A 15,329-nucleotide genomic window follows, 5' to 3' on the forward strand; every position below is an offset into this window, starting at 1 on the left:
AAGCATTGTACCTTTTATATTTTGGACTGACTATATAAAACTATTTAACACTTCAGCCAATAAAGCGGCAGCAATGATTATAAATATCACCCCGCAACCACGATTGAGCCAGGCTAAGCGATTACCTACATCGAGCCAGCTTGCCAGCTTTTTGCCACCTAGCGTATATACGATTTGCCAAATCGTTTCGCTCAAAAACAAGCCGATGGTCAATAGGACATATTGTGGCCATAGTGGCGCGCTAAAATTGATAAATTTAGGGAAAAAGGCCGCGAAGAACAAAATAGCTTTCGGATTAGATAATGACACCCAAACACCAGTACGAAACAAGGTCATGTTGCTCGGCGCTATTTTAGTAGCAGCACTAGAGAGCGAACGCGGCTGTGGTGTACTGGGTACGCCGTCAGTGGCAGCATAGTCTGCTGCTACCTCGGCACTCAACTCTTTAGCATCACTCATCAAGCTACTGTCACCAGCATCGCGCCAAGAGCTGATACCCAAATAGATTAAGTATGCCGCACCCACGGCTTTGATAATAGTCAGTAGCCACGGTGACTGGCGACTGATTACGTCTAATCCAAGCAGTGTCGATAGCAGTAATACAAACAAGCCAAGGCTCAGACCTGCCAGCGTCCATAAAGTTCGTTTGACGCCATAGTTCATGCCATACTGAAATGCCAGCAGCATATTAGGACCAGGGGTCGCTGAAATAAAAAACGTACTTGCGAAAAATACTGCAAACAGATGCCAAGACATCAACCCACCTCTACTTTGTCATGTGTAAATGGTTCTAATACGAAAGGCTATACGACTTAAATACGCGACTAAAAAATAAACACCGCCATTCAGACGGTGTCACTTATACCTATATATCAAAAAAGTCTCGCAGAAATTACTAAAGTAACGACACGCATTCTTCTGAAGAATTACGATTACATGGACGGCTGAGTCGTACAGCTATCTAACAATTTCTTTAAAAACGCATCACAGCGTTCAATTTCACTAAGCTCCACATACTCATCCGCTTTGTGCGCCTGCTCAATACTACCAGGGCCACAGATAATCGTTGGGATACCTGCATTGGTAAACTGACCGCCTTCAGTCGCGTAAGCCACTTTATGACGTTCATCATCTCCTGTAAGCGCAGCGATCAATGATTGCAACTCAGCACTATCGTCATCTGTCATTGCTGGGACGCTTTCTTCTTGCATCAGCTCAATGCCAGTCTCTGGCGCACGCGCTTGCATTTGCGCATTTAGTTCAGCGATTTTTACCTGAATGGGCGCTAGTATATCGTCTTGCGTCATGTGCGGCAGGTTGCGATAATCAAAAGTAAACTCGCATAGGTTGGGCACGATATTGGTCGCTGTACCACCGTGTATGGTACCTACTGACAATGTCGAATAAGGCACTGTAAATGATGCATCCCCGTCTTCTAAAGTGTCATCACGAGCGCTCAGCTCTTCAGCAAGCGTATCTACATAGCCGACCAATCTGCTAGCGTAGCTAATAGCATTGACACCTTGTGCAATCAATGAAGAATGCGCCGACTTGCCATGTACACGGCAACGATAAACCGCGATGCCTTTGTGTGCAACCACCATAGCCATATTGGTCGGCTCACCTACGATACAATAATCAGGCGTGATACCGCGTGCTTTTAGGTCTGCCAAAATCAATGGCGCACCCAAGCAGCCAACCTCTTCATCGAACGACAATGCCAAATGCAACGGACGACGTAGCTGACCGCTATTCGATAACTGCACGGCTTGTGGCAATACCGTGAGCGCACAAGCGATAAAGCCCTTCATATCACACGCACCGCGTCCGTATAGCTTATCACCACGTATCGTCGCGGTAAACGGCTCTGAAGACCACGCTTGTCCATCAACTGGCACAACGTCGGTATGACCTGATAAGACCAGACCGTTATTCACGATATCAGCATTCTCACCAGCTGGTACAGTCACAAACAAATTGGCTTTGGTCTCAGCTTCATTAAAGGTCAAATCTACCGTCAAACCTAACTGCTCACAATAAGACTTTACATCGTTAATCAAAGCCAAATTAGAGTGACGACTAACCGTATCAAAGGCGATGAGACGTGTTAGCCAATCGAGGCTTTGAGTAGGATGTTCGACACTTTTCAGCTGGACATCGCTGCTACTATCAACATTATCGCTATTACTGACATTGTCGCTATTACTACTATTATTTTGGATCATAAAATATCCTTACTACAATTTTCAGAACTATGATGTGTCAGAGCTGCCTTACGATGGATTGTTATGATTCATCACATCAACCACTGGCGGCATTGGTTTTGGTAACTTACCTTCTGCCTGTAGCTCTTTGGTTGTTTTGGCATCGATAGACAAACCCGCGATGAGCGCGATATCTTTGACAGCCTTACGCTTACGCGTAGCAAAGCTTACTGGTACCATACGAGCAAATTCATAGATATAAAGATAAGACTCTTCGCCACCTTCAAAATCTTCATCATCTTCGAGACGAATTGCGCCGATCTTAGCCAAATCCGATAGCATCTCGTTTTCTTCACTGGTCAAACCACAATCAGTAATACCAAAACCGGTCATAAAACCGTTTGCCCACTGTTTCAACGCCATCACGCGCTCGTATAAATCATGTTCATCATCTGGGATGAGCGGCATATACGCGTAAGCATCATCTTTGTCTTTTAGCTGAAACACGATGTCTTCCGCTTCTTCTGTCAGCAAGGTCAATGCAGGCTCTGGTAATGGGGCAAAGCTGAGCTCTTCAAACACCTTAGCCCAAGTTGCTTCGTCGGGTGCATTACAAGCCGTCATAAGCCCTGTCATCATGCCATGCACTTCGCTGATAGACACGTCAGTCCAGTCATCAAACGCAGTCAGCCAAGTATTCCAGCCAGAGATATTATCATTCATAATAGATGTCCTAGTAATTGATTACTGCTCATAAAATAAAAATAGTCGCGATAAAATGTCATAGACAAATCATCGATAAATAAAAGTGAAAAGACAAAGCCTGATGCTTGTAATTACTTTGTTGATATAGATATTATGCGGTCACCTATGGCATTATTAAATGCAGCGAACAAAATTCATTCACGCTTACTTGTTAAGGATAAAAACTGACTATGTATGATCAACTTAGAATATTAGAAAAAATGGTACTCGACATCAAAAAACAGTATCAGCTTGTCAGTGCTGAACTTAGCAGCTTAAAACAACACCCTGTTACTGATTCAAAAGAATTTGCCGCACTAAAAACCAAACTAGATAACAGTCATAACGAACGTGACGGTGCCAAAAAACAACTGAACGATCTAGACAAGCGTTATCAGAGTCTTGCAGAAGCGCACCATATGATCGGTGAAGAACAAGACAAATTGCAAAAACAGATCAGCCAATTACAACAACAAAACAGCGAGCTGCAACAACACAATAATGAGCTAAAACAGCAGTATAGCGATATCAAACAACAAAACAGTGAACTACAAAAGAAGAACCAATTGGCAGCCGAGCGTACGCAAGTCGTATTACAGCGCCTAACTCGTATCGATCAAGCAGAAGGCTAACGTTTTCTTGTAGCAGATAGCAAAGACGTACTACTTATTCAACTGCCAAATGCTATTTGTAAAATCTGATATCACTCATTTCACTGACCAGACATTGTAGGATTTATCATGACCGATGACCAAAGCAAATCGATAGAAAAACAACCAAAAAATACTCAAGCGCCAAGTGCGCCAGTACCAGCGCAAAAAACGACACCAGCATCAAATATATCAAGCGCCATGGCACAATCTAATACCAAAACACCTAAAGCGCCAGAACCACAAATCAAAAAAGTTGATATCGCGATTGCTGGGGTTACTTATCCAATCTTTTGTCCAGTACATGAGCAAGAAGAGCTACTGTCAGCGGTTTCATATATCAACAACTATGCGCTCGATCTAAAAAGAGATGCGCCAAGCCTAAGTCAAGAAAGCATACTGGTACTGTGCTGCTTAAACCTATATGAAAAAATCCATGCCAATCAAAGAAATGACGAAGATCGTTTGCAGAAAGACAAACAGTCTGAGGCATTGCTCAATAAAATCATGAAAGACGCTCATTCTATTCTGTAGATGCATCGTACTGTATTAAACATATAAGCGCCTAGCCAATGAAGTTAGGCGCTTTTTTATGGTCAATCATTTATCTATTTATGCATAAGGCGTGTAGGTCTTGCCTGCGTGAAAGTCTGCCTGATGCTCATAATTGCAAAAGAATAACTCCTGGTTCGCTTCAACATTGCCATCGGTAGCTGTACTTGGTTTGGTTTCGAGTACGCCGCGATATTCAGCCAAGCTGTTGCCACAGAAATTACACTGACGCGGAGTGGTCACATCCCCTTCTTTTGGCATCATGCTTTTAGGTGCACGCGGGTACATAAACTTATAAAAAGCCCACATTGAAGCCCAAATAATAAGGATGACGATAATAACAGCAAACACGGCAGTGCTCCTTCGATGACGGGTAAACGTGAGAAATAATGAAATCTACTAAATAAGATTATTTAAGACGTTTTGATAGCATAAATTTTACCGTCAATACTAGCGATAATACAATGCCTTTACCGTTTAATTGCTTATTGCGCTAACGGACTTATATCCAGCGGATAACTGTATGAGTAAACCAGTCAACTGCATAACAAAAAACCTGGCCATGATAAGCCAGGTTTTTTATCAAAAGTAACCGTCAAGTTAAAGCAATAATCAGGTTAAAGTAACAATCAGCTTTTAGCAGAGTTACAGCTGTAGCTCGCTAATATCAGCTACCGTCAAGAACAAGGCGCGAACCTGTTTTAGCAATGCCAAACGATTGTTTTTAAGCGCAGCATCTTCACTGTTGACCATCACATTGTCAAAGAACTGGGTCAACGGCTCATCTAAGCTAGCCAGCGTTTGCAATACTTGCGTATAGTCCGCTTGCTCAAGCAATGGTTGTACCATTGTCTGTGCTTGCTGCACATTTGCATATAGGTTTTGCTCAGCAGATTCAGACAGTAGTGCTTCATCGACTGTATCAGCTACGCTCACTTCTGACTTGGCCAATATATTAGCAACACGTTTGTTTGAGTCAGCCAACATCGACGCTTGTGATAGCTCGCTAAATGCTTGCACTGCACGGATACGCTGATCAAAATCAAGCGGCATATGCGGGTTAATCGCTTGCACTGCTTGAATCGTATCGACACTAACGCCCTGCTCCGTATACATCGCACGGTAGCGCGAGTTTAGGAATGCCATGACTTGGGTAAAAGCATCACCCATTTTGGCAATTTTGCTACCTTCAGCATCACTATAGCCTTTAATCGCTTGCTCAACGAGCGCTACCAGATTAATCGGCAACTGCTTTTCGATCAAAATACGCAAGATACCAATAGCAGAACGACGTAAGCTAAACGGATCCTTTGAACCCGTTGGCGCTTGGTCAATCGCAAAAATACCAACCAATGTGTCCAAACGATCCGCTAAGGCTAAGCAAATGCCAATCGGTGTCTGTGGTAGCACATCGCCACTGAATTTCGGCAGATACTGCTCTTCTAAACTGGCGGCGACCGCTTCTGGCTCATCGTTTAGACGCGCATAATACGTACCTGCGATACCTTGTAATTCAGGGTACTCGCCGACGAGCGAGCTGGCTAAATCTGCTTTAGACAAAATGCCTGCACGTACGGTTTCATCAACATTGATATCGTGGCCTTGCTGCTGCATCAATGTAGCGATAAACGCAGCAAGCTTAGCAATACGCTCAGATTTCTCCCAAATCGTCCCCAGCTTGTCTTGGAATACGCGATTTTTTAGGCTCTCTGTGAGCGCAAACAATGGCTGCTTTTGATCTTGCAAGAAGAAAAACTCTGCATCAGCCAAACGTGGACGTACAACTTTTTCATTACCTTCGATAATCTGGTTAGGATCTTTTGATTCAATATTGGTAATAAAAATGAAATACGGCTGCAATTTGCCAGTCTTATCCGTCAAGCAAAAATACTTTTGATCCGCTTGCATGGTCGAGATAAGCGCTTCTTGCGGTACTTGTAAAAAGCGTGCTTCAAAGCTTGCTCGTAGCGCAATTGGAAAATCGACCAATGCGGTGACTTCATCCAACAAATCTTGCGGTACGATGGCATCAGAATTGACTTCGTCTGCCAAAGCTTTGACTTGGTTTTTGATCAACATTTGACGCTTATCAAAATCTGCTACCACTTTTAGATCACTTAGTAATTCTTCATAATCATTGGCATGAGCAATATTATGGTAGTCAGGGCTGTGGAAGCGATGACCACGCGTTTGCGTACCAGTCTGATGACCTTGGATAGTGGCATCAATGACAGTATCATCCTGCATCAATACTGCCCACTGTACTGGACGCACAAACTCATCACGACTAGCGCCTGAGCGCATACGCTTAGCAATCGGCAGATTATCTAGCGCGGTTTGGAAAATAGCAGGCAGTAGCTCAGTGGTCGCTTGGCCACGGATAGTCTGCTCAAAACCGACATAGTCACCTTTGTCGGTTTTGATGGTCGTTAGCTCGCTAGCTTCAATACCCAAACCTTTGGCAAAACCCATGGCCGCACGTGTTGGATTGCTCTCTGCATCGAACGCTGCTTTAATCGCAGGTCCGCGTTTTTGCTCAGTGCGATCAGGCTGCTTATCGCTAATACCTTGAATCTGAATTGCCAAGCGGCGCGGAGCAGCAAAGGCTTTGATGCTATCAAAGGTAATATCTGCTGCTGTTAATTGCTCAGTGACACTGGCTTGTAGCGCATCACGTAATGGTTTTAGGCTTTTTGGAGGTAGCTCTTCACACCCCAGTTCAAATAGAATAGTACTCATGGGATGCTCCTATTTATCGTTAGTAGATTGGTTAGTGTCAGTAGTTTCTTTTGTTATGCCGTCTGCTGCTAAGGTGTCTGCTGCCACGTCTTCTTTTGGCAAATATTTATCAAGCGCAGCTTGGCGATGTTCTTCATCAGCCAATGGGAAGCCCAATTTGGCACGAGCTTCGACATAACCAAAAGCAACCTTACGAGCAAGTGTACGCACACGTAGGATAAAACGCTGACGCTCAGTCACTGAAATAGCGCCGCGTGCATCAAGCAAGTTAAAGGCGTGAGATGCTTTTAATACCATCTCATAAGCTGGCAATGGCAATCCTGCATCGACCAATTTGTCGGCTTGTTGCTCATAAAAGTCAAACATCTCGCCCATCATCGGCACATCAGCGTGCTCAAAGTTATAGGTAGACTGCTCGACTTCATTTTGATGAAAAACATCGCCATACGTGACACGGCCAAATTCACCGTCTGCCCAGACCAAATCATAAACGCTGTCGACGCCCTGTACATACATGGCCAAACGCTCAAGTCCGTAAGTGATTTCGCCAGTGACTGGGAAACATTCAATACCGCCGACTTGCTGGAAGTACGTGAATTGCGTGACTTCCATACCGTTTAGCCAAATCTCCCAACCAAGTCCCCACGCACCAAGCGTTGGCGATTCCCAGTTGTCTTCTACAAAGCGCACGTCATGCACCAATGGATCAATACCAATGGCTCGTAGTGAGTCCAAATACAGCTCTTGAATGTTCGGTGGGTTCGGCTTTAATACAACTTGGAACTGATAATAATGCTGCAGGCGGTTCGGGTTATCACCATAGCGCCCGTCAGTAGGACGACGTGATGGCTGTACATAAGCCGCATTCCAGCGCTCAGGACCTAACGAGCGCAAAAACGTCGCGGTATGAAAAGTACCTGCACCGACTTCCATGTCGTAAGGCTGCAATACAACGCAGCCTTTATCGGCCCAATAATTTTGCAAAGTTAAGATTAAATCTTGAAAAGTCATCGGTTGAGAGTCTTTATCTTGTGTCATCGGAGTTATCGCTTGGGATGTCATAGTTTCGGTTTTCATAGTAAAGCCACTGTGAAATGAGTATTATTAAATAAATCTCTGATAGCGCTCGCGCGACCTATTCGGCAACGACTCTATCTGCCTGCTCACCTTACTAAAAATTGACTATTTTATCCATATTTACATCAACTAAATTTGCATAGTGGGCACAAAACCTCGGTTGTATAGCGTATTTTTAGGCAAATCATCATGGAAGTCGCACTAATACAATAAATAAAAAAATACCCAAATGCGCTAGCATTCGGGCAGGAGGAAAATTGTATCTTGGGCATCCTGATTGATCAGGCTTTTTATTTTTTGGAGGTCTACTGTTTTTAGCAACTAGGTCTAACTTAAACTTGACTCTTTAACTGGTTCAGAAAAGCTAATTTTAAAAATAACTATTAGGCTCTTATTACTGATAAGACTGACTATTGGCTTTTGGCATAATTATCCATAGGATGATATAAATTAAAATGCCCGGTACAGCTGCGCTCAACGATGAAATGATTACAAATAATACTCTCACCCATGTTGGCGACCAACCAGCATATTCTGCAATGCCACCCATCACACCTGCTATCATGCGATTGTTTGGTGAGCGATGTAATTTTGCTAACTTAGCCAAATCAAATACCTCTCTTTTTTCTATTCTTGTTTATTTTTTTATTCTATATTTTTGATTGTCTTACGTATTTAGCTAAAACATTATCTTGCTTTGTTAACTTACGAATCAGTATATCAATAATTCAGGATTTATCTGTTGAAGGTATAGCAGTACTTTGTGAGTTTATGCTACTCAAGCTTACCCTAATCTGTCATAGCACCATGCAAGTCCCTGATTTTAAATATTTATTTCAAAATGTTTCAAAATCATCTTTGTTGCTATAACCTTGCAATCTAGCTTCACGTATCTCGTTATTTTTAATTTAATCAAAGAGATAAGCTCGCTTTATAACGCTAAAATCAAGTGAAACTTTTGATAGTCTGAATAATTTTTTAGCTAACCAACTTTACTCGATTAAAAGAACCCTCGATTAAAAAACCTGCGATTCCTTGTACGTGCGATATACCTTATTTTTACAATAACCCACCTGCAAATCATCCAAAAGCTTTATACCATGCTGATAAGCAACTTAAGTTTTCAGATATTCTATAATGAAAGTTATAACACTGCTCAACTATTAGATAAGAATACCTTTACGAAGAATAGTAGAAGTAAAGAACGTGGTTGGTATTACGATTCTTAATAGATTTCTGCTTTAGATCTTGATAGATGTCTAATTTGGCTCGTTTAACTTAGACAGCATTAGTCGCATTTTTTGGAATAGACATAGAACGCTGAGATTAAAATAAAAAAATAATAAGGATAACTATGTACGATACTGGATTAATGATTGGACATTTTGAGCCCCTGCACTTAGGGCAGATGCGCAGCATATTGGATGCAGCAGGACAAGCCAAAACCTTACATATCGTTATTATGGCGCATCCATCGCCGCATCCAGATTTTGCTATTACCTTGCAAGACAAAGCACGTTGGCTACAGATGGCCTGTGCCGACTTGGCATTTATTCATATTCATACTACTCATGAGATAGAGCTACCGCTGCACGAACATCTGTATAGCACTAGCGATGATGTCAGTATTGATGTCGCTGCCAGTAATGCCAAATTGCAACGTTTGATGGACGCACTATCACTATCAGCAGAGACTGTATTGTTTATGGCGGACAACCATCCGCTCACTCACAATGACATACAAAAGCAGCTGCTTTTGCCAGTCGTTACTACGCCGCTACAGCCTAAGTTTGACTCTTATGCGATTGCGCGTGATCCAGTCGCCCATTGGTCAGCACTTCATCCGCAAGCCCGCGTTGACTATACCAAGACTGTCGCTATCGTCGGCGGTGAAAGCTCAGGTAAAACAACGCTGGTACATAAGCTTGCCAATTATTATGGTGCTAGCTTTGCCCTAGAAATGGGACGCCTATATGTCGGTACGGATTTGGGTGGTAGCGAGGTCGGATTACAGTACAGTGATTATGGCCCTATTTGTCTTGATCATGCTGAGGCAATCCGAGAAGCTAAAGCGAATGCAACGGCCCCTATTACCATCGTTGATACTGACTTTGTCACTACGCAAGCATTTTGTGAAGAGTACGAGGGTCGCACGCATCCTTTCGTGGCTGCTTGTATTGATGAGTTTCGCTTAGACCACACCATCATGCTAGATAACAATACGCCATGGGTTGATGATGGTATGCGCTCTTTAGGAACGCCTGAGGCACGCGGACGCTTTGAGCAGCGTTTGATAGATATTTTTGCGCGTCACGATATTGCGCCGCATATGATCGATCAGCCCGACTATGATGCTCGCTATCAGCAGGCATTGTTATTGATTGATCAATACATCTATGGCAAAAAATCATAAACTGTACTGAGCATATTTATAATAATTTATTCACTAGCACACGTTATTTAACTAGCACACTTTATTTAACTAATACATGACAGTTAGCACTATATTGATATCAGTATTTACTTTAGGGGAAAAGCGATGCGTATTCAGCTATTGGACAACATCACCGGAAAATGGGCGATGCAATGGATTATCATTTGGTTTATTTGCGGTGTCATTGCCTTATCTGCGGGTTTTTGGCTCACGACAGACCATACCACGCTTGATTGGTTTTATTTAGCAGTCTCGTTCATTGGTTTGGTCTGCGTAGTCTCGCTATCATTCCGCAAAAACGTCATGGGCAATGGCTTTGGTATGGGGGCAACGGCAGGCGAAGTCATCGTACAGGCAACGTCTGGCGCAGTAGGTTTGATGCTTGCTCCACTATTTAACTTTTTTACCCATGTTTACGGTATCTTTTATTGGTCGAAGCATACTGACCCTGATGGCGACATGATACCCAAGTCAGCGAGTAAAGCTGTCTGGTTAATCACTGCTGCATTCATTATCATTGGTCTTGCCCTTTTTCCTACGGTAAATGACTTATTAGCAAGCTATGGTTATGCGGTCGTACAGGATGATAGTAGTCTGTTTTTGGGATTTATCTCTTTCTTTTGGATTAATGTGATTGCCTTTGTGCTTTCTATTACCGCTCAAGCAGCTATGATTCTGCGTTATTCATTTAATTGGTGGTTATGGATTATCGTCAACTTCGTCTGGCTCATTGTGAATCTGATGTCTGGTAACTATATCTTTGCTATTCAGACTATGGTGTATCAAGTAAACGCCTTTATCGGCCTTTATGAATGGCATCGCAGCGAGCAAGGATAATGTGTTTCTTGTAGAAAAGAACCCTTGGGAGTTTGAATAAAATCTTGCTGATATAGTATCAATAGTACGAGTGAACTTGACTGTGCCGTCTATCAGATAACATGGTAGACAGGCGCAATTAGTGCTACAACTGATATTAACAATCATATTCATACTGAGATCAGTAGCGAGTCCATTAGCTAGTATCAGTTACTTATCTTATTTACTAACAGGGAGGTTAGTATGTCTCGTCAACCCAAAATGTCTAAACGTACGCTAGAGCAGTGGCTTAGTGAGTACTCTGTCAGTCACCAAAACTTGGTCAATAAAAAAATCCATTGGTTATGTGTGCCAACCATTTTTGTCAGCCTGTTAGGCATGGGCATGTCGCTATCCGTATGGTTTACCTTAGTACTAAGCGCACTGGTATTACTGTTTTATATGCGTTTATCTACGCCACTGTTTTTAGCAATGGGAATGTTTATTCTTATTTGTCTATCAGTGATGGCAGCGATGCCATGGGGCTTTAAAGCGTGGGCAGCGGTATTTGTCGTTGCATGGATTGGCCAGTTCATTGGGCATAAAATCGAAGGTAAAAAACCTTCTTTCTTTAAAGATTTACAGTTTTTATTAATCGGTCCAGCATGGGTCGCTAACAGTTTGATGCAACGTAAATAGTCGTTAATCTCTGCGTAATTTCTGCAGGAATTTAGCTTAGCTGTAGGCTATTCGATAAAATCTACAATTCTCACCCTCAACAAAAGAATGTCGCCAATAAAAAAACGCCACCCAGATATTACTGAGTGGCGCTTTTTTTACGTAAGCTTTTAGGAATATTGATATTTTGGGACTATTAAGCTTTTGGGGTTATATAGAATAGACTACTCTATCTTACGCACCAAACACTTTCATACGCTCTTCGACTGGCTTAAATGCTTTTTCTCCCGCTGGCTGCTCAATCGTTCCAAATACCAATTGTGCATTTAGCGTCCAGTCTTTGTCGATATCCCAAGCGCTGGCTACTTTTTGATCGATTACTGGATTGTAGTGCTGTAAGTTTGCGCCAACATCGATACTGGCTAGTGCCGTCCAGATAACATACTGATGCATGGCGCTGGTTTGACTTGCCCAGATTGGGAAGTTGTCAGCATATAGTGGCGCTGCTTCTTGCATGCCTCTAACGACTGCTTGATCTTCAAAAAACAGCACCGTACCAGCTCCGTTACGGAAACCATTGACACGCTCTTTAGTCGATTTGAACTTCTCTTCGTCACCAACGATTTCGCGTAATGTATCTTCGGTCATATCCCACAACTTGCGATGGTCATCGCCGAACAATACAACGATACGCGTTGATTGCGAGTTAAACGACGATGGCGTGTGCAAAATAGCATGCTCAACTATTTTCACGATTTCGTCGTTAGCTACTGGCAGTTGGTTGCTTAGCGCATAGATAGAACGACGTTTCTCTGCAAGCTGCTGTAGTGTTGTTAAATCTGACATAGTGTTTCTCCATGTTGTTAGTAAAATAGTTATTAATAAAAATAATTTTTAGCGTTAATGGTTATTGATATAAATGCTTTAATTGATAAAGAGCTTTGTTCTTGACTACATAAATAGCGGTACTTCCATCACTAGCACACGGCTAGCTACTGTTGCGTCCATCATAAAGCTCTGAATATCCCAAATGCAAAGGCCGTCACGAATAGACAGGACTTGGCCATCTATCACGACTTCACCACTGATGACAAATACGTAGACACCGTTGTTAGAGTCATTTAACTGATAAGTTTGCGATATACCTTCGTCAAAACCACCCATGCTAAACCAAGCATCTTGATGAATCCAAACACCTGCATCATCGGCATTAGGTGACAGCACTTGGCTAAGCTCGTTAGGTCGCATGATATCGCCCATATGTACCTGCTGATAACGCGGTGCGACATCCATTTTGTTTGGTATCACCCAAATCTGCAAAAACCTCACAGCCTCTGCATCGTCACCATTCATTTCACTATGGGTAATGCCTGTACCCGCTGACATCACTTGAATCTCACCAGTTTCTATGACGCCCTCGTTGCCGATACTATCGCCATGAGCGAGCTTGCCGGATAGAGGAATACTGATAATCTCCATGTTACGGTGCGAGTGTTTGCCAAACCCTTGACCGCCAATGACAAAATCATCATTAATAACGCGTAAGGCACCAAACCCCACACGCTCAGGATTATGATAATTGGCAAAGCTAAAGGTATGCCTGCTTTTAAGCCAGCCATGATTGGCATCGCCACGTGAGTCTGCTGCATGATAGATTGTTTTCATTATTTATCCTTAGCTATCAACAGATTAATCCTCTATATACTTATTATCGATTAATCTATTTAAACAATAGGCTTATTATAATTATTAATTCTACATAGATAAACAACACTAAATGCAATTAACTATTCTTTTTTATAGAACAATCAGAGCGGTTTTAACGTAATATAGATTTTTTACATATATTAGCACAGCTAACTTTATATAAATTACTTTAAGTTATGTTTATATAAAAAACTGTCTGCTGTTGAAATGTTCTGTGAAAATGTTCATGACTGTTTTTATTTAAAAGTACCCATTCATGATTGTTCTTCGTAAGCGTATAAGAGGTAGATCAGTTACTGATTGTTTATCGCTTATTGTCTATTGAGTAAGCACCCGCACCATGAGCAAAAATCATCAAAAACCCACCTGCGATCGAAATGTTTTTCATAAATGAGATCATCTGTGATTCATCAACCCAGAACTGATGAAAAAGAATAGCTGACACGATGCTAAACCCGGCGAACAAGAAAGCGATTGGGCGAGCTTTATAACCTAGCAAGACAGCGATACCACCTAGTACCTCAAACGCGATTACCAATGGTAGTAACATACCAGGCACACCTACTGACTCCATATAGCCTTGAGTAGTCGCATAATCTGTGATTTTACCAATGCCTGCAAAGATGAAAATGATTGATAATAATAGACGACCGAGCGGTGCGCTAAATTGCTGTAACTTGTCCATAATAATGCTCCAAAAGTGTGTTTAATCATGTCTCTAAGTAGAGAATAGCGCGATTATAGGCGTTGACTAGCATGGGATAAACAGCAATAATCACAAATATAAGTTCTTGGTGTAAGAACAATCATGAGGCATCGATAATGGGTCAATTAGAAGACATGGCGATGTTTGTACGCATTGTTGAGGCAGGTAGTATTACTAAAGCTGCTGAGCAGTTAAATATTGCAAAATCAGCCGTCAGCCGCCGACTTAAAGAATTGGAAGAGCGTTTAGGCAGTCAACTAATCAGCCGTACTACCCGCCAATCTAAGTTGACGCAAGCTGGTGAGCAATATTATCAGCAAGTGAATAATATCTTGCGTGCGGTTGACGCTGTCAATGAGCATGCTACTGACGCTCCCATGCGTATTGAAGGTACGCTAAAAATGACAGCGCCGTTGTCCTTTGGACTCATGCATCTGAACGATGTGATTGATAAATACGCCAATAAACATCCCAATCTGAGATTCGATCTGGATTTTTCTGACCGACGTATCGATTTGATTGAAGAAGGCTATGAGTTGGCCATTCGAATCGGCGAGCTACAAGATTCTAGCTATCAAGCAAAAAAATTGGCATTGATTCGTTGTGTGATTTGCGCCAGTCCCGATTATTTGGCAAGAATGGGCATGCCTGAGACGCTAGACGATTTAGACAACCATGCGCTTTTGCAATACAGTCTCGGTCAAACCAATAGTATAAACTTGGTGGATACTGAAGGCAGAAGTCATCATCGTACGATAGATGCCAAAATCAAAGCCACCAATGGTGAGTTCTTAGTAGATTTGGCAGTCAAAGGACATGGCATTACCTTTGTGCCGACTTTTATTGCTTATAAACAACTGGCGCTGGGCGAGCTGGTACCTGTCTTCCAACACTATCAATTGCCAACCCTAACCGCTTATGCTGTTTATCCAAAGAATCGTTTTTTGTCGCAGCGTTGTCGTTACTTGATTGATTTTATTGCCGAGCAATTCGGTGATAATCCGTACTGGGATCAGTATTAATCAACACTCTTATTATCCTTA

At 42.3% G+C, this 15,329-nt stretch carries 16 protein-coding genes; 6 read left to right on the forward strand and 10 right to left on the reverse strand.

The genetic code is table 11. The annotated features are described in order from the left end of the window. Nucleotides 1-30: 30 nt before the first annotated feature. From JMX07_RS01480 to JMX07_RS01490, 3 genes are all read right to left on the reverse strand, one after another. On the reverse strand, nt 31-756 hold the full coding sequence (locus JMX07_RS01480) for a LysE family translocator (RefSeq protein WP_201605744.1): 726 nt from the start codon (nt 754-756) through the stop codon (nt 31-33). Nucleotides 757-932: 176 nt separating this feature from the next. Continuing rightward, nucleotides 933-2,225 carry an acetylornithine deacetylase gene (gene argE / locus JMX07_RS01485; protein WP_201605746.1) on the reverse strand — a complete coding sequence of 431 codons (1,293 nt, stop codon included), beginning with the start codon at nt 2,223-2,225 and terminating at the stop codon, nt 933-935. A 48-nt stretch (nt 2,226-2,273) separates the two neighbouring features. After that, a complete protein-coding gene (locus tag JMX07_RS01490; protein WP_057761477.1) occupies nt 2,274-2,927 on the reverse strand; it encodes a UPF0149 family protein in 654 nt (217 codons plus the stop codon). A 212-nt stretch (nt 2,928-3,139) separates the two neighbouring features. Here JMX07_RS01490 and JMX07_RS01495 point away from each other — a divergent pair, with 212 nt between their 5' ends. Both JMX07_RS01495 and JMX07_RS01500 read left to right on the forward strand, forming a co-directional pair. Next, complete coding sequence (locus JMX07_RS01495; protein WP_057761479.1) at nt 3,140-3,580, forward strand: hypothetical protein; 441 nt, start codon at nt 3,140-3,142, stop codon at nt 3,578-3,580. Between the two features lie 108 nt (nt 3,581-3,688). Further along, nucleotides 3,689-4,132, forward strand: coding sequence for a cell division protein ZapA (locus JMX07_RS01500; RefSeq protein WP_201605747.1), 444 nt, complete (start codon nt 3,689-3,691; stop codon nt 4,130-4,132). Nucleotides 4,133-4,210: 78 nt separating this feature from the next. Here the strand turns inward: JMX07_RS01500 and JMX07_RS01505 are convergent, their stop codons facing one another. The 4 genes from JMX07_RS01505 to JMX07_RS01520 form a co-directional block, all read right to left on the reverse strand. Then, the gene (locus JMX07_RS01505) at nt 4,211-4,501 is read right to left on the reverse strand and encodes a hypothetical protein (protein WP_224737782.1); all 291 of its coding nucleotides are present in this window, start codon (nt 4,499-4,501) and stop codon (nt 4,211-4,213) included. Between the two features lie 294 nt (nt 4,502-4,795). Continuing rightward, nucleotides 4,796-6,889, reverse strand: coding sequence for a glycine--tRNA ligase subunit beta (gene glyS, locus JMX07_RS01510; protein ID WP_201605748.1), 2,094 nt, complete (start codon nt 6,887-6,889; stop codon nt 4,796-4,798). Nucleotides 6,890-6,898: 9 nt separating this feature from the next. Continuing rightward, nucleotides 6,899-7,900: a glycine--tRNA ligase subunit alpha gene (gene glyQ, locus JMX07_RS01515; protein ID WP_227684589.1), complete on the reverse strand. Its 1,002-nt coding sequence runs from the start codon at nt 7,898-7,900 to the stop codon at nt 6,899-6,901. Between the two features lie 460 nt (nt 7,901-8,360). Beyond that, nucleotides 8,361-8,573 (reverse strand): PspC domain-containing protein, encoded by a 213-nt coding sequence (locus JMX07_RS01520; protein ID WP_057761485.1) that lies wholly within the window; start codon nt 8,571-8,573, stop codon nt 8,361-8,363. Nucleotides 8,574-9,320: 747 nt separating this feature from the next. On the opposite strand from JMX07_RS01520, the gene nadR reads away from it, so the two are divergent. The 3 genes from nadR to JMX07_RS01535 all read left to right on the forward strand — a co-directional run bounded on the left by nadR (nt 9,321) and on the right by JMX07_RS01535 (nt 11,894). Then, nucleotides 9,321-10,379, forward strand: a complete 1,059-nt coding sequence (gene nadR / locus JMX07_RS01525; RefSeq protein ID WP_201605753.1) for a multifunctional transcriptional regulator/nicotinamide-nucleotide adenylyltransferase/ribosylnicotinamide kinase NadR — start codon at nt 9,321-9,323, stop codon at nt 10,377-10,379. A gap of 126 nt (nt 10,380-10,505) precedes the next feature. Then, complete coding sequence (pnuC, locus tag JMX07_RS01530) at nt 10,506-11,237, forward strand: nicotinamide riboside transporter PnuC (RefSeq protein WP_101205749.1); 732 nt, start codon at nt 10,506-10,508, stop codon at nt 11,235-11,237. Nucleotides 11,238-11,459: 222 nt separating this feature from the next. Then, the gene (locus JMX07_RS01535; protein ID WP_102091859.1) at nt 11,460-11,894 is read left to right on the forward strand and encodes a DUF962 domain-containing protein; all 435 of its coding nucleotides are present in this window, start codon (nt 11,460-11,462) and stop codon (nt 11,892-11,894) included. A 213-nt stretch (nt 11,895-12,107) separates the two neighbouring features. On the opposite strand, the gene JMX07_RS01540 is transcribed toward JMX07_RS01535, so the two are convergent. From JMX07_RS01540 to JMX07_RS01550, 3 genes are all read right to left on the reverse strand, one after another. Then, nucleotides 12,108-12,719: a nitroreductase family protein gene (locus JMX07_RS01540; RefSeq protein ID WP_057761493.1), complete on the reverse strand. Its 612-nt coding sequence runs from the start codon at nt 12,717-12,719 to the stop codon at nt 12,108-12,110. Between the two features lie 105 nt (nt 12,720-12,824). After that, on the reverse strand, nt 12,825-13,538 hold the full coding sequence (locus JMX07_RS01545) for a pirin family protein (RefSeq protein WP_102091858.1): 714 nt from the start codon (nt 13,536-13,538) through the stop codon (nt 12,825-12,827). Between the two features lie 346 nt (nt 13,539-13,884). Then, nucleotides 13,885-14,265, reverse strand: coding sequence for a DoxX family protein (locus JMX07_RS01550; RefSeq protein ID WP_102091857.1), 381 nt, complete (start codon nt 14,263-14,265; stop codon nt 13,885-13,887). Between the two features lie 137 nt (nt 14,266-14,402). Here JMX07_RS01550 and JMX07_RS01555 point away from each other — a divergent pair, with 137 nt between their 5' ends. Beyond that, nucleotides 14,403-15,308, forward strand: coding sequence for a LysR family transcriptional regulator (locus JMX07_RS01555; protein ID WP_101205745.1), 906 nt, complete (start codon nt 14,403-14,405; stop codon nt 15,306-15,308). The last annotated feature ends 21 nt before the right edge of the window (nt 15,309-15,329 follow it).

This window comes from Psychrobacter immobilis (assembly GCF_904846235.1).
Classification (GTDB): domain Bacteria; phylum Pseudomonadota; class Gammaproteobacteria; order Pseudomonadales; family Moraxellaceae; genus Psychrobacter; species Psychrobacter immobilis_C.

Coding starts and splice junctions, on each gene's coding strand:
- JMX07_RS01545 (WP_102091858.1), bottom strand. CDS start 13,538: ATGAAAACAATCTATCATGCAGCAGACTCACGTGGCGATGCCAATCAT.
- JMX07_RS01480 (WP_201605744.1), bottom strand. CDS start 756: ATGTCTTGGCATCTGTTTGCAGTATTTTTCGCAAGTACGTTTTTTATT.
- JMX07_RS01535 (WP_102091859.1), top strand. CDS start 11,460: ATGTCTCGTCAACCCAAAATGTCTAAACGTACGCTAGAGCAGTGGCTT.
- nadR (WP_201605753.1), top strand. CDS start 9,321: ATGTACGATACTGGATTAATGATTGGACATTTTGAGCCCCTGCACTTA.
- JMX07_RS01490 (WP_057761477.1), bottom strand. CDS start 2,927: ATGAATGATAATATCTCTGGCTGGAATACTTGGCTGACTGCGTTTGAT.
- JMX07_RS01555 (WP_101205745.1), top strand. CDS start 14,403: ATGGGTCAATTAGAAGACATGGCGATGTTTGTACGCATTGTTGAGGCA.
- JMX07_RS01500 (WP_201605747.1), top strand. CDS start 3,689: ATGACCGATGACCAAAGCAAATCGATAGAAAAACAACCAAAAAATACT.
- glyQ (WP_227684589.1), bottom strand. CDS start 7,900: ATGACTTTTCAAGATTTAATCTTAACTTTGCAAAATTATTGGGCCGAT.
- JMX07_RS01495 (WP_057761479.1), top strand. CDS start 3,140: ATGTATGATCAACTTAGAATATTAGAAAAAATGGTACTCGACATCAAA.
- JMX07_RS01550 (WP_102091857.1), bottom strand. CDS start 14,265: ATGGACAAGTTACAGCAATTTAGCGCACCGCTCGGTCGTCTATTATTA.
- argE (WP_201605746.1), bottom strand. CDS start 2,225: ATGATCCAAAATAATAGTAGTAATAGCGACAATGTCAGTAATAGCGAT.
- pnuC (WP_101205749.1), top strand. CDS start 10,506: ATGCGTATTCAGCTATTGGACAACATCACCGGAAAATGGGCGATGCAA.
- glyS (WP_201605748.1), bottom strand. CDS start 6,889: ATGAGTACTATTCTATTTGAACTGGGGTGTGAAGAGCTACCTCCAAAA.
- JMX07_RS01540 (WP_057761493.1), bottom strand. CDS start 12,719: ATGTCAGATTTAACAACACTACAGCAGCTTGCAGAGAAACGTCGTTCT.